This window comes from Bradyrhizobium sp. CB3481, assembly GCF_029714305.1.
Lineage (GTDB): Bacteria > Pseudomonadota > Alphaproteobacteria > Rhizobiales > Xanthobacteraceae > Bradyrhizobium.
This window is the reverse complement of the sequence record NZ_CP121647.1, coordinates 4,867,408-4,881,013: the sequence shown is the minus strand read 5'-3', so window position 1 is coordinate 4,881,013 and position 13,606 is coordinate 4,867,408. Positions and strand designations below refer to the sequence as shown.

Here is a 13,606-nt window from a genome sequence, read left to right as displayed (position 1 = left end):
AAGGAGGAAATCCCGATCATGAGCAATGCTGGAAAAACAGGCCTTGTGGTCACGGCGCATCCCGGCGATTTCGTCTGGCGCGCGGGCGGCGCGATCGCGCTGCACGCCAAGAAGGGCTATCGCATCAAGATCGCCTGCCTGTCATTCGGCGAGCGCGGCGAGAGCCAATTCGCCTGGAAGGAGGCGGGCGCGACGATGGAGAAGGTCAAGGCGGGCCGGCGCGACGAGGCGCAGCGCGCCGCCGAGATGCTCGGGGCGGAGATCGAGTTCTTCGACGCCGGCGACTATCCGCTGCGGCTGACGGAGGCGCATTTCGACCGCATGGTCGATATCTACCGCGAGCTCAACCCGTCCTTCGTGCTGACTCATGCGCTGGAGGACCCCTATAATTTCGATCATCCGAACGCCGCGCATTTCGCCCAGGAAACCCGCGTGGTCGCGCAGGCGATGGGCCACAAGCCCGGCGCCAAGTATACGTACTCCGCACCGCCGGTATTTCTGTTCGAGCCGCACCAGCCGGAGATGTGCAATTTCAAACCGCAAGTGATCCTCAACATCGACGAGGTCTGGGACGTCAAGCGCAAGACCTTCGAGATCCTCGCGGCGCAGAAGCATCTGTGGGCCTATTACGAGCGGGTCGCGCTGCAGCGGGGTGTGCAGGGCGGGCGCAACACGGGCAAGCCGATGACCTATGGCGAGGCTTATCAGCGGCTATTCCCGATGGCGCTGGAGGAATTGGCATGAAACCGGTCGTCGTTCGCAACATCAAGCGCACCGATGCCGATCTCGTGAAACGGCTGGGCGCGCTCGGCGTCGCCACCGCGCATGAGGCTTATGGCCGCTTCGGACTGATGAAGCCCTATCTGCGCCCGGTGTGGAGTGGGGCGGAGGTATCAGGCACCGCGGTGACCGTGCTGACGCAGCCCGGTGATAACTGGATGATTCATGTCGCGGTCGAGCAGTGCCAGCCCGGCGACATCCTGGTGGTAGGCTGCACGACAGATAATACCGACGGTATGTTCGGCGATCTGCTGGCGACCTCGCTGATGGCGCGCGGCGTCAAGGGGCTCGTCATCGATGCCGGCGTTCGCGACGCCAAATCGCTTCGCGAGATGGGCTTTCCGGTCTGGTCGAAGGCGATCTCGGCCAAGGGCACGGTGAAAGCGACGCTCGGCGCGGTCAATGTGCCGGTCGTCTGCGCCGGGATCAACGTCAAGCCGGGAGATGCTGTCGTCGCGGATGACGACGGCGTGGTGGTCATCGCGCGCAAGGACGCGGCCGAGGTCGTCGCCAAGGGCGAGAAGCGCCGCGCCGACGAGGATGGCAAGCGCCAGAAACTCGCGGCCGGCGTGCTTGGCCTCGACATGTACAATATGCGCGAGCCGCTGGCGAAGGCCGGGCTCGTCTACGTCGACGAGCTGGAGGAGGACTGAGGTGGCGATGCGCCTGCGCACCTTGCTCGGTGACCATCCCGGCACATCAGCGCTCAAGAACGGATCGATCAGGTCAGATCTGGTCGAATTCGATTTCGCGCAATATTCGCCGACCAACAAGGGATTCAAACCGATGGTCCGCGAGGGGGCGTTCGACGTCTCGGAGATGGCGATCGTCACCTATCTGATGGCGAAGAGCTTCGGCAAGCCGATGGTGCTGCTGCCTGATGTCGTGCTGGCGCGGTTTCAGCACGGGCATGCGCTCTATAACGCAAAGGCGAGGAAGCTCGGGCCGTGCGACCTCAATGGCAAGCGTGTCGGCATCCGCTCATTTACGACGACCACCGGAGCCTGGCTGCGCGGTATCCTCGCCAATGACTATGGCGTCGATCTCGATTCGATCGATTGGGTCACGTTCGAGGACGCCCATGTCGCTGAATTCGTCGATACGACCAAGCGGGCTGGCGCCGGCAAGCAGATCATCCAGATGTTGATCGACGGCGAGCTCGACGCGGTGCTCGGCGAAAAATCCGATCATCCGGATTTGCAGCCGCTGTTTGCCGATGTCGCGGCGGAGGAGAAGGCTTGGTTCGAAAAGCACGGGGTAGTGCCGATCAACCACATAGTGGTGGTGAGCCAGACCATGGCCGACAACCATCCGGATGCCGTGCGGGAGGTTCATCGGCTGTTGACGGAGGCCGCCGCCGCTTCGCCCGCCGCGCCGCGTTTCAGCCGCGAGGAGATGCAGCACTCGCTGCAACTGATCATCGATTATTCCGCGCAGCAAAAGCTCATACCGCGCGCGTATGCGGTGGATGAATTGTTCGACGATGTAACGCGGGCGCTGAGGTAGCTGCCCGCACACCTGTCATCATCCGCGAAGGCGGATGATCCAGTACGCCGCGGCGCTTCGGGTTTGTTCTGCGAGTGCACGGCGTACTGGATACCCCGCCTTCGCGGGGTATGACGAACTCGATCAGGAGAAACCAACATGACCCCCGAGCCGATTTTCGATCTCGCCCATCTCGGCCACATGGAATTGTTGACGCCCAAACCCGACGAGAGCCTGAAATTCTTCGTCGACGTCATGGGCATGACGATAAGCGACCGCAAAGGCGAGTCGGTTTACTTACGCGGCTGGGACGATTACGAGCGCTATTCGCTCAAGCTGACGGCTTCCAAAACCTCCGGCATGGAGCATATGGCGCTGCGCGCCCGCAGCCAGCAGGCGCTGGAGCGCCGCGTCGCCGCGCTGAAGGGCTCGGGCTTCGATATCGGCTGGGTCGACGGCGATATGGGGCAGGGGCCGGCGTTCCGCTGCCGCGACCCCGACGGCCATATCGTCGAGCTCTATTACGAGACCGAATGGTATCAGGCGCCGCCCGAGCTCAAGCCTGCCTTGAAGAACCAGGCGCAGCGGTTTCCGGCGCGCGGCGTCAATGTCCGCCGGCTCGATCATCTCAATTGCCTCGCCGTCGACATCAAGGCGAACCGGCTGTTCTTCGAGAATTATCTCGGCCTGCGCACCACCGAGCAGATCGTGCTCAACGACGGCACGGAAGCGGCGATGTGGATGACGATGTCGAACAAGAGCTACGACTTCGCCTATACCCGCGATCATTACGGCAAGGCCGGCCGCTTCCACCACGTCACCTACGCGCTCGACAGCCGCGAGGAGATTTTGCGCGCCGCCGACATCTTTCTCGAGAACGGCGTCTACATCGAAACCGGCCCGCACAAGCACGCGATCCAGCAGACTTTCTTCCTCTATGTCTGGGAGCCCGGCGGCAACCGCGTCGAGGTCGCCAACGCCGGCGCGCGCCTGATCCTCGCGCCTGACTGGAAGCCGATCGTCTGGACCGAGGAAGAGCGCAAGAAGGGCCAGGCGTGGGGATTGAAGACGATCGAGTCGTTCCACATCCACGGCACGCCGCCGGTCACGGCCGATTGAGCCCGCCGCGGCCGGCCCGGCAGGATCACATGCCGGCGGTGCCGCGCCTCGACATGGCGCGCAACCGGCCAAGGCCCGTCTCGATCGAACCCCGCGCCGAGCGGGGAAATAGCCGTGCGCTCGAGCGCGATATCCGGCCGGCGAATGCGGCCGCGACAATGCCGGGCGACATTGCCGGTTTGGCGAGCGCCGTCTCCGCCGAGCGGGTCGGCGAAAGCAGATCCCTTGCCGCGTCCATCGCCGGCTTCTCGATCCAGCGATAGCTCAGCGCGGCGGCGGGGACGACCAGGACGGTCAGAATGAGCGCCGGCAGCACCGCCTGTTCTGGCGTTCCCAGCAGCATCAGCTTCTCCTCGTTGTGCCAGCCGACGAGGTCGAGATGCGCCTTCTGCCCGACGAAGGAGATCGCCATCTTCGTCACCTGAAACAGCAAGGTGTGGATCATGTAGATCGAGTACGACCACAGGCCGAGCTTTTGCAGAATGGGTGAACGCAAGGTTTTGGAAATCGCGCCCTGATCGTACGAGAAAACATAGAGGACAATGATGGCGAGCAGCGGAAACGCGTAATGCGACGGGCCCCACGGTCTGGTCGCGGCAAACGCGATCACCAGCACCACGCAGCAGGCTTCCCACAAGCTCGGTGCCGTCAGCTCCGCATGCGAATGCGCGCGCAACTGATACGCCAGGCAGCCCGCGAAGAAGCCGTACATGGCGCGCAGGATGCCCCAATCGGACGAGACAAACAGCTTGTCCGGCGAAACCTGATAGAGCAGCACCCCGGCCGTCAGACAAAGCGCGAGGAAGATGGCGTAGCGCTGGCGCGGAAAGATCAGGACGACCGCGGCGAACAGGATCGATACGTAGAACTCGACGGCGGCGCTCCAGGCCGGGCCATTCCATGACATCCCGGGGTGCAGGTTGAAGGATTGCAGAAACAGGATGTTGGTGACGATCTCCCAGAGCGAACGTCCGGCGGCAAAAGCCTGGGAATCCAGCGCGAACGCGGTATCGGCACGGCTGAAGACGAACTTGCCGGTCTCAAGCCCGACGAACAGGGCCAGTATCACGATGTGCAACGGCCACAGACGGGCAAACCGCAACACCACAAAACGGAAGCCCTCGGCGCTATCGTTAAGACGCTGGCCATAGGCATGACAGAGCACGAAGCCGGACAGGGCAAAGAACATGTCGACGCAAAACTGCAGGTTTGCGAATGAGCCGATGTCCTTGAGCGCATGGTAAACCGGGACATGGAAGAGAACCACAAGCAGCGCGCAGACGCCCCGCAGTGCATCAAGTGCCTCAAAACGGGCCGCAATCGCTGATTTCGTTCCCAACATGATACATCTCTTCCATGGATATTTCAGGTTGCATTTCCGTCAGCAAGAGCGGGGCCACAACCGGCGCGGGACGAGGGTGCTGGGCGGACCTGAGATTTGCGTTCTGCTGCGAGGAGCGAGCTGTCGCCGGTAACAGTAGGCGGCTGCCACTTGTCCCGAGCATAGCGACGGCGCGTTGCTGAGCTGCCCGCAAGCTCGCCGGCATTGACACAGACCGCGGCGCGATACATCCTGCGGTAGTATTGCTATTGACCTGACGAATTGCCCGCCATTTTTCGGCGGTGGATTGATTTCATTGCATAGAGGTGTCGCGATGGACGACAAGATCATCGTTAGCAACCGTGATGCGCTGAAAGCCAAGTACGGCACAGCCGGTGTTACGAAAATCAAGCAGGCCGTTACCGCTCTGATCGCTGCCGATGCCAAGCGCGGCATCAAGAGCCGTCTGGTCTATCTGGACGACGCGGTCGCCATGAAAAGCTTCAAGGGCAAGGCCGTCACCGATCCCACCGACGCGCGCCAGAACAAGGAGGCCGTCGATGCGATCTTCAAGTCCGCCGATCCCGACTATCTGTTGATCCTGGGGGCGCCCGACATCGTTCCGCATCAGGACATGACCAATCCGGCCCACACCCAATCCGACGACGATCCGGACAAATACGCCTATGGCGATTTGCCTTATGCGTGCGATACGCCGTATTCGCGGGACATTGCCACCTTCAAGGGGCCAACCCGGGTGGTGGGGCGATTGCCGGACCTGACGCGAAAGGTGGCGGCCAACGGAAACGCAACGTCACCCGACCATTTGATTTCGTTGCTTGGGTTTGCCGAGAAATTCAAATCCCGCGATGCTGCCGATTACGGCGAGTATTTCGGCCTGTCGACGCATTCATGGCGCAAGTCGACCGAGCTCAGCCTCACCAACACGTTCGGCAATTCGGCCGCGATTTCGATCGCGCCGCCAAAGGGGCCGACGCATCTTGCCGCCGTTCTGGCGCCGCTCGCCCATTTCATCAACTGCCACGGCGGCGTGGCGGACCCGAATTTCTACGGCGAGAAAGGCAACTCCCAGCCGGTATCGCTCACCAGCGACGGCCTCAAGAAGAGAATCAAGCCAGGAACGGTGGCGTCCGTCGAATGCTGCTACGGCGCCGAGCTCTACGACTCGATCACGCTCGGGCTGCCGATGCCGATTTGCCAGCAATATCTCATCCAAGGGGCTTACGGCTATTTCGGCAGCAGCACGATCGCCTACGGTCCGGCCGACAGCAACGGCGCGGCTGATCTCATTACCCAATACTTCCTGCTTGCGGTGCTTGGCGGAGCTTCCGTCGGACGTGCGGCGCTGACGGCGCGGCAGCAGTTTGTGGAGCAGACCGGTGAGCTTGATCCGGTCGATCTCAAGACGCTCGCGCAGTTCAGCCTGTTGGGCGATCCGTCCGTGGTGCCAGCGGTCGTTCCGAGCCCGACAGGCGTACCGAAGGGCGTCGATGCCGAGCAAGGCGAGCGCCAGGCCCGGCGCCAGCGCCGTGCAAAACTGCGCGTGGTCGGCCAAATGCTGCAGGAGAGCAAGCCGACGGCGTCGAAGAAGGCGCGTAGCGTGCGGAAGTCGGAAACGGTGCGCAAGGCGCTCAGCAACATCGCCAGAGAGGCCGGGATCGGAACCAAGCGGGAGTTCATGGCGTTCGACGTCAAGACGCCCCGAGGGGCGCGCCCGCGCGGCAGCAAGGCGGTTCCGGTGGCGTCGCGTTATTACGTTGCCGTGTACCTGCCGAAAAAGGATAATCTGAGGGTTGCGGCCGTGGCCAAGGAGGTCAGCGGCCGGATCGTCGGATATCGAATCTACACGGAAAAATAGTGGGAAGCAGCAGCGAGAGTCCCGAGAGAGTCGATGGGTTGACCGGCACCGTGGTTCGCGGCGTGTTCGGCAAGGGCAGCAAGAGCGAGCGAGAGGCCGTTTGGCTCGAGGCGGATGGCCGCCGCCTGGTGTTGCGGCGCAAGGCCGGCCCGAGCTTTGCCGATGACGCACTCGACAAATATGTCGGTAAGCGCGTGAAGTGCGATGGCTTTGTCGTCGGCTACACGCTACTCGCCGAGCGGATCGAAACGTTGCGGTAGACGGGGCGAGGTTGCGGGATCGGTTCTGATGGATCCGGGGGGGGGGCAGATGGCGCGCGCAGGCAAACGCAAGACCGTGAAGAAGGCCCGGCCTTCCAAGCGTGGGGCCAAAAAGGCGGCAGCAAAGGCTGTTCGCGCGAAGGCCGCGCCGGCCACCGGACCCGTTACGCTTGACGAGGCGCGGACGCTGGCGGCGGCGAAACAGCCGAAACTGGCCGCGCGGGCCCTGCGCAAGACGGCGGCGCCGCCGGCATCGCCCGCGGCTGTCGGCGCCGAGCGCGAGAAGCTGCGCGAGGAGCAGCGCGAGGAACGGGCGCGACGCGTCCGCGAATACAAGGCGACGATGGAGATCATGAAGCGCCGCGGCGCCCGGCGCCGTCGCTCCAAAGCCGCCAAGGCGGTGGATGGCGAGCCGACGGCGAAAGGCGGCGAAGCGTTCGATCCGCTGCAGATCTTCGCTGAGGGCGATTCCTGGTTCGACTATCCCGTGCCGTTTTTCGGCGGCGGCATTATTCCGCGGCTGGAAGACCGGCTCGGCGTACCCATTCTGAATCTCGCGAAGGCCGGCGATGAGGTCCGCTACATGCTCGGCGTCGAGGAGCGCAAGGTCCTGGCTGAGCACCTGACGGACGGCAGCCCGACCGGCGGTCCCTGGGACGTGTTGCTGTTTTCGGGTGGCGGCAACGATATCGTCGACAATCCGATGGCGCTGTGGATCAAGGACTTCAACCCGGCGCTACCGCCGGCCGCGCATATCCACCAGGCCCGCTTTGACGCCGCGCTGGCGCTCGTACGCGCCGGGTATGAAGACCTGATCGGCCTGCGCGACAGCATCAGCCCCAGCACGCACCTCGCCTTTCACGGTTATGACTTCGCCATTCCCGACGGCCGCGGCATCTGCGGATTTGGCCCGTGGCTCAAGCCGACCTTCGACCTGCGGAAGTTTCCGACGCGCGCCGCGATGGAGGCGGTGGTCAAGGCCATGCTGGAACAATTTGCCGTCATGTTGACCTCGCTCGCCGGCCCGACGGTCACGTTCATCAACACGCAGGGCACATTGGCGCCGCAACCGAGCTCCTGGCACAACGAACTGCATCCAGCCCGCACCGGATTTGGAAACTTTGCCGACGTCTTCCAGCTCAAGCTGAAGGCGCTGTTTCCGGATCGCGTCGCCTAAAGCGCGATCCAGCCGTCACGCATTCATTGGCGCAAGCGGCCCGGCATTCGCATGATCGCGGCGCTGCCGGTGGTGGCGGGTAGTTGATACGGTTCTCCCGCGGGATGTCTGCACCCTCAGCGCCAGCCGAGGGCAGGTGCGACATGGGTAAGAATCGCCTCGATCACATGCGCATTGTAATCGACACCCAACTGGTTGGGGACGGTCAGGAGCAACGTGTCAGCCTCGGCGATGGCTTCGTCCGCCTTGAGCTGCTCGATGAGGACATCAGGCTCGGCGGCGTAGCTTTTCCCGAAGATCGCGCGGGTCCTCGCGTCGATGAAGCCGATCTGGTCCTCGCCCTCCCGCTCATGGCCGAAATAGGCGCGGTCACGGTCGTCGACCAGCGCGAAGATGCTGCGGCTGACGGAGACGCGCGGCTCGCGCGCGTGGCCGGCCTCCTTCCAGGCCGCACGGTAGGCCCGGATTTGCGCTGCCTGCTGGATGTGAAAAGCCTCTCCGGTCTCGTCGTTCTTGAGCGTGGAGCTCTGCAAATTCATGCCGAGCTTTGCCGCCCAGACCGCCGTCGCATTGGAGCCGGCGCCCCACCAGATGCGCTCGCGCAAGGTTTCCGAGAGCGGCTCAAGCCGGAGCAGGCCGGGCGGGTTCGGAAACATCGGGCGCGGATTGGGCTGGGCAAAACCCTGGCCGCGCAGCAAATCGAGGAACACCTCAGCGTGGCGCCGTCCCATGTCGGCATCGCTCTCGCCCTCCGCCGGCTGAAAGCCGAAATAGCGCCAGCCATCGATCACCTGCTCGGGTGAGCCGCGGCTGATGCCGAGTTGAAGCCGCCCGCCCGAGATCAAATCGGCCGCGCCGGCGTCCTCGATCAGGTAAAGCGGGTTCTCATAACGCATATCGATGACCGCAGTCCCGATCTCGATGCGGCTTGTCTTGGCGCCGACCGCAGCCAGCAGCGGGAAGGGCGACGCCAACTGGCGGGCAAAGTGATGGACCCGAAAATAGGCGCCGTCCGCGCCGAGCTGCTCGGCCGCCACCGCAAGATCGATCGATTGCAGCAGCGTGTCGGCGGCCGAACGGGTCTGCGATTGCGGCGACGGAGACCAATGACCGAAGGAGAGAAAGCCGATCTTCTTCATAAGGTGCGTTCTCCGGGATGTATCTCGGGCGATGTTGCAGCGGCGCTGTCGTCGAAATGCCGCGCAACGCGCCAAGGCCCGATTGTAGGCTGGTCGCATGGTCCAAGACGGCCTCAGACCATCATCTGCGGCGGAAGCCCGTTCGGATTAACCTATTGATTGGAGCGCCCGATCTGGCTGGGGAACCTGGATTCGAACCAAGACAAACAGAGTCAGAGTCTGTTGTGCTACCGTTACACCATTCCCCACCGAAGTAGCTGAAATAGCTAGGTTTTCTTCGGAAGTTTTGCAAGGCTGGCCGGGAAGTTTTGCAAACCCGGCGATTTGCTGGGGTCATATAGCCGGGTCGACGTTCGTGGTCTAGCCCTTCTTGTTGCCGCCGCTGACGAGGTGGCGGCCGGACCTCAACAACGTCGATTGGTCTCGGCCGCTGATGGCCCGCCATCGCGAATCATCTCATACCCAGCCGCCATCGATGATGTAGTGCTGAGCGGTGCAGGCGGAGGCCTCGTCGGAGGCGAGGAACACGGTGAACTTCGCAACCTCGTCGGGCATGAGCTTGCGCTTCAGGCATTGCCGCTGCATCAGCTCGGCCTCACCCGCCGGCGTCATCCATTTCTCGAGCTGACGCTCAGTCATGATCCAGCCCGGCGCGATCGCGTTGACGCGGATATTGTAGGGACCGTAGTCGCGCGCCAGAGAGCGCGTGAGGCCGATCACGCCTGATTTGCTGGCGGTGTAGGCGGCCATGCCGCCTTGTCCGGCGATCCATGATACCGAGCCGAAATTGATGATGACGCCGGCCTTCGCCGCCTTCATGTCCGGCAGGGCGGCTTGCGCGGCAAAGAACTGGTGCTTCAGGTTCACCGCGATGCGGTCGTCCCAATATTCCGGCGTCATCTCCTCGGTGTTGTGCCGTTCGTCATGCGCGGCATTGTTGATGAGGATGTTGATCGCGCCGTGCGCACTGCGTGCCTTTGCGATACCGGCGCGTAACGCGGCGATGTCGGTCAGGTCGACGCATTGGAAATGCGCGCTGAGATCTTGATCCGACAGCTCGCGCGCCAGACGTTGGCCTTCGTCGACCTTGATGTCGAAGAACACGACACTGGATTTCTGCTGCGCAAACCGCCGCACGATCGCAGCGCCAATTCCCGATGCGCCACCGGTAACGAGAACGACCTTGCCGGCGAGGTCGGAATAAACGGCAGCCATGAAAACCTCTCGATTTGCTTGCGGGCGGTGCATCGCGCCGCGCAACCCCTCCCAGACCTTTAGCCGCTTCCCGGCTGAGGTGCATGGATCAGAATTTTAGTTGCGTACCTCAAAAGTTGAAGGCAGGATTGCAGCCAAAGAATAGAGACCGGTCGGGAGGATGGGATGAGACTGCTCGGGAAACTGGGACTCGCCGCTGCCGCATGCCTGCTCTGGGCCAACGCCGCCGCAGCCGACACGACCGTGAAATGGCTCCACATCGAGGCCAACCCGGCCCAGGTGAAGATCTGGGAGGAGGTCGCGCGTGCCTATGAGGCGTCGCATCCAGGCATCAAGGTCGAGATGCAGTTCCTCGAGAACGAGGCCTACAAGGCCAAGCTGCCGACGATCCTGCAGTCCAAGGACCGGCCGAACATCATCTACAGCTGGGCCGGCGGCGTCCTGAAGACCCAGATCGAGGCCGGCGTACTCGACGACATCACCGATCAGGTGAAAGGTTACAGCGACAGTCTCGCGCCGGCGGCGCTCGCCGCGTTCACAAGCAATGGCCGCGTCTATGGCTTGCCCACCGCGCTGTCGCAGGTTGGGTTCCTCTGCAACAAGGAGCTGATGGCCAAGGCGAAGGTCGATCCGGCCGGGATCAAGACCTGGGACGATCTGCTCGCCGCCGTGAAGACGCTGAAAGCCGCCGGCGTGACCCCGATCGTGGTCGGCGGCGCCGACAAATGGCCGTTGCACTTCTATTGGACGCACCTGGCGGTGCGCATCGGGGGCAAGCCCGCGTTCGATGCGGCGCTGCGCGGCGACAACGGCGGCTTCGCCGGCGAGACTTTTCAGAAGTCCGGCGAACTGTTCAAGCAGCTCGTCGATCTTCAGCCGTTCCAGAACGGTTTTCTCGGCTTCAAGAACCCGCAGGCCGTCGGCTATTTCGGTGACGGCAAGGCGGCGATGACGCTCGCGATCAGCACGGTCTATCACTTGCAGCGCGCGCTCGCCGCCGACAAGACGGGCCTCAGCGAAGACAAGATCTGCTGGTTCGATTTTCCGGTCGTGGCCGGCGGCAAGGGCGCGCCGACGGACACGCTCGGCGGCATCACCGGCTGGCTGATCACCAAGGGCTCGCCGAAAGAGGCGGTCGATTTCCTGAAGTACTTCGTCTCCAAGGACGTGCAGACGCGGCTTGCGGCAGGCAATTTCATCGTTCCGGTCGTGCAGGGCGCGGACGCTGGCCTCAACAACGGCTTCATGAAGCTGATCGCGGCCAATCTGGCGAAGTCGAACTACCACCAGAACTTCTATGACCAGAGCCTTGGCCCCTCGGTCGGTCGTGTTGTCAACGACGTTACGGCCGAGATTGCCGGCGGCAGCATGAGCCCGCAAAACGCCGCCAAGGCCATCGAAGCGGCATGGAAGCAGGGTAACTGATGGTGTCACGGCGGATTGCGAGCGCACCAGCCATCGGCGCTACCGAGGCGTCGTTCTCGCCGCTCGTGGTCCGCGGCCCGATTTGGGATGGCCGCTTCACGGTCGTGGTCCTGTTCTTGCCGCCGGCGTTGCTGCTCTTCACGCTGTTCGTGGTGCTGCCGATTGGCGAGGCCGCGTGGTATTCGGGCTTCAACTGGAACGGTTTTGGCAAGCCGACCAACTGGATCGGCTTTGACAATTACCGCTTCGTGCTGGAGACGCGCGCGTTCTGGCTCGCGCTGCGCAACAATGGGCTGATCATCGCGGTCTCGCTCGCGATCCAGCTGCCGCTTGCGCTCACACTGGCCTTGATGCTGGCGGAACGCTTCCGCGGCGCGGTGGCGCTGCGCATGCTGTTCTTCATGCCCTACATCCTAGCCGAGATCGCGACCGGGCTGATCTTCAGCTTCGTCTATGACGGCGACTACGGCCTCGTCGCCTCGATCTGGCGCGCCTTCGGCGCCGAGCCGCCGCATCTTTTGGCATCGCCCGACACGTCGATGCTGGCCGTGCTGATCGTGGTCGTCTGGAAGTACTTTGGCTTCCACATGATGCTGTTCATCGCGGCGCTCCAGAGCCTTGACAGGAGCCTGATCGAGGCCGCCCGCATCGATGGCGCGACAAGGTCGCAGACCCTGCGCCATGTCGTCATCCCCTTGCTCTATCCGACCATCCGCCTCTCGGTGTTCTTCGCCATCATCGGCTCGCTGCAGCTGTTCGACCTCGTCATGCCGCTGACGCGCGGGGGGCCTGCGGATTCCTCGAACACGATGGTGAGCTTCCTCTACAACAACGGCATTTCGCGCATGCGGGTCGGCTACGGCAGCGCCATCGGCGTCATCCTGTTCGCGATCTGCGTGACCTTTGCCTTCACCTACAAGCGATGGTTCATGCGCGATGAGTAACGCCCGGATCACCCGCGCGCCGTTCGATCCGGCCATGCTGTTCAAGGCGCTTTTCCTTGCCGTGGTGGCGGTTTTCGTGCTGGTGCCGCTGCTCGCAACCCTGCTCGGCGGCTTCAAGTCGCTCGGCGAGTTGCGCGTCAACCCATTCGGGCTGCCGCAGCACTGGGAGTGGCAGAACTATGCCGACATCCTGTTCTCGGCGCGCTACTGGCAGCTCCTGCGTAACTCGCTGATCATCTCGGCGCTCGCAGTGACGCTGACCCTGATCGTCGCCTCGATGGCGGCGTTCACCTTCGCCCATGTCAAATTCTACGGCAGCTCGATGCTGCTCAGTTACCTGACGCTGGGCCTGCTGTTTCCCGCCGCGACTGCGGTATTGCCGCTGTTCATCAAGGTGCGCGATCTCGGGTTGCTCGATACCTATTTTGGCGTTGCGCTGCCGCAGGTGGCCTTCAGCCTCGCGATGAGCGTGCTGCTGCTGCGGCGCTTCTTCAAGGACATTCCCTATGAACTGCTTGAGGCGGCGCTGGTCGATGGCTGCAGCTATATCAAATTCTTCCGCTACGTGACGCTGCCGCTGTCGCGACCGATCCTTGCGACCGTCGGCACCATCACCTTCGTCAACAGCTGGAACGCCTATCTGTTGCCGCTGGTGATGCTCAACACCGATGCGCTCTATCCCTGGCCGCTCGGCATCATGGTTTATCAGGGCGAGTATTCGTCGGAGTGGCATCTGATCCTGGCCTTCATCACCCTGACCATCCTGCCGACGATCATTCTCTTCCTTCTGGCGCAGAAGCACATCGTCGCCGGCCTCACCGCGGGCGCGGTCAAGGGATGAATGGCACCTCACGGAGATTGC

13 protein-coding genes and 1 tRNA gene are annotated in these 13,606 nt (G+C 63.0%); 10 read left to right on the top strand and 4 right to left on the bottom strand.

The window, feature by feature from the left end; genetic code table 11:
* The first annotated feature begins 18 nt into the window (after positions 1-18).
* The 4 genes from QA643_RS23855 (at position 19) to QA643_RS23840 (ending at position 3,384) form a co-directional block, all read left to right on the top strand.
* Complete coding sequence (locus QA643_RS23855; RefSeq protein ID WP_283028331.1) at positions 19-744, top strand: PIG-L deacetylase family protein; 726 nt, start codon at positions 19-21, stop codon at positions 742-744.
* On the top strand, positions 741-1,433 hold the full coding sequence (locus tag QA643_RS23850; protein WP_283028330.1) for a 4-carboxy-4-hydroxy-2-oxoadipate aldolase/oxaloacetate decarboxylase: 693 nt from the start codon (positions 741-743) through the stop codon (positions 1,431-1,433). Before QA643_RS23855 ends, QA643_RS23850 begins: the two co-directional genes overlap by 4 nt.
* Before the next feature lie 7 nt (positions 1,434-1,440).
* Complete coding sequence (locus QA643_RS23845) at positions 1,441-2,286, top strand: hypothetical protein (RefSeq protein WP_283034906.1); 846 nt, start codon at positions 1,441-1,443, stop codon at positions 2,284-2,286.
* A gap of 138 nt (positions 2,287-2,424) precedes the next feature.
* On the top strand, positions 2,425-3,384 hold the full coding sequence (locus QA643_RS23840) for a catechol 2,3-dioxygenase (protein WP_283028329.1): 960 nt from the start codon (positions 2,425-2,427) through the stop codon (positions 3,382-3,384).
* 25 nt (positions 3,385-3,409) lie between these two features.
* On the opposite strand, the gene QA643_RS23835 is transcribed toward QA643_RS23840, so the two are convergent.
* Positions 3,410-4,726, bottom strand: coding sequence for an acyltransferase (locus QA643_RS23835; RefSeq protein ID WP_283028328.1), 1,317 nt, complete (start codon positions 4,724-4,726; stop codon positions 3,410-3,412).
* A 313-nt stretch (positions 4,727-5,039) separates the two neighbouring features.
* On the opposite strand from QA643_RS23835, the gene QA643_RS23830 reads away from it, so the two are divergent.
* Genes QA643_RS23830 through QA643_RS23820 form a run of 3 tightly spaced genes read left to right on the top strand, consistent with a single transcriptional unit; the run spans position 5,040 to position 8,021 of the window.
* Positions 5,040-6,584: a C25 family cysteine peptidase gene (locus QA643_RS23830; RefSeq protein WP_283028327.1), complete on the top strand. Its 1,545-nt coding sequence runs from the start codon at positions 5,040-5,042 to the stop codon at positions 6,582-6,584.
* Positions 6,585-6,622: 38 nt separating this feature from the next.
* Positions 6,623-6,844, top strand: a complete 222-nt coding sequence (locus QA643_RS23825; protein WP_283028326.1) for a hypothetical protein — start codon at positions 6,623-6,625, stop codon at positions 6,842-6,844.
* Between the two features lie 49 nt (positions 6,845-6,893).
* Positions 6,894-8,021, top strand: coding sequence for a hypothetical protein (locus QA643_RS23820; RefSeq protein ID WP_283028325.1), 1,128 nt, complete (start codon positions 6,894-6,896; stop codon positions 8,019-8,021).
* Between the two features lie 116 nt (positions 8,022-8,137).
* Here the strand turns inward: QA643_RS23820 and QA643_RS23815 are convergent, their stop codons facing one another.
* The 3 genes from QA643_RS23815 to QA643_RS23805 all read right to left on the bottom strand — a co-directional run bounded on the left by QA643_RS23815 (position 8,138) and on the right by QA643_RS23805 (position 10,375).
* The gene (locus QA643_RS23815; protein ID WP_283028324.1) at positions 8,138-9,160 is read right to left on the bottom strand and encodes an LLM class flavin-dependent oxidoreductase; all 1,023 of its coding nucleotides are present in this window, start codon (positions 9,158-9,160) and stop codon (positions 8,138-8,140) included.
* A gap of 174 nt (positions 9,161-9,334) precedes the next feature.
* Positions 9,335-9,408: transfer RNA gene (locus tag QA643_RS23810), tRNA-Gln, on the bottom strand.
* 208 nt (positions 9,409-9,616) lie between these two features.
* The gene (locus QA643_RS23805; protein WP_283028323.1) at positions 9,617-10,375 is read right to left on the bottom strand and encodes an SDR family NAD(P)-dependent oxidoreductase; all 759 of its coding nucleotides are present in this window, start codon (positions 10,373-10,375) and stop codon (positions 9,617-9,619) included.
* A 165-nt stretch (positions 10,376-10,540) separates the two neighbouring features.
* Here QA643_RS23805 and QA643_RS23800 point away from each other — a divergent pair, with 165 nt between their 5' ends.
* From QA643_RS23800 to QA643_RS23790, 3 genes are read left to right on the top strand one after another with little or no spacing between them, the layout of a single operon-like run.
* The gene (locus QA643_RS23800; protein ID WP_283028322.1) at positions 10,541-11,800 is read left to right on the top strand and encodes an extracellular solute-binding protein; all 1,260 of its coding nucleotides are present in this window, start codon (positions 10,541-10,543) and stop codon (positions 11,798-11,800) included.
* Entirely contained in the window at positions 11,800-12,744 is a 945-nt protein-coding gene (locus tag QA643_RS23795) for a sugar ABC transporter permease (RefSeq protein WP_283028321.1), read from the top strand. The genes QA643_RS23800 and QA643_RS23795 overlap by 1 nt, the downstream gene beginning before the upstream one ends.
* Complete coding sequence (locus QA643_RS23790; RefSeq protein ID WP_283028320.1) at positions 12,737-13,585, top strand: carbohydrate ABC transporter permease; 849 nt, start codon at positions 12,737-12,739, stop codon at positions 13,583-13,585. Before QA643_RS23795 ends, QA643_RS23790 begins: the two co-directional genes overlap by 8 nt.
* The last annotated feature ends 21 nt before the right edge of the window (positions 13,586-13,606 follow it).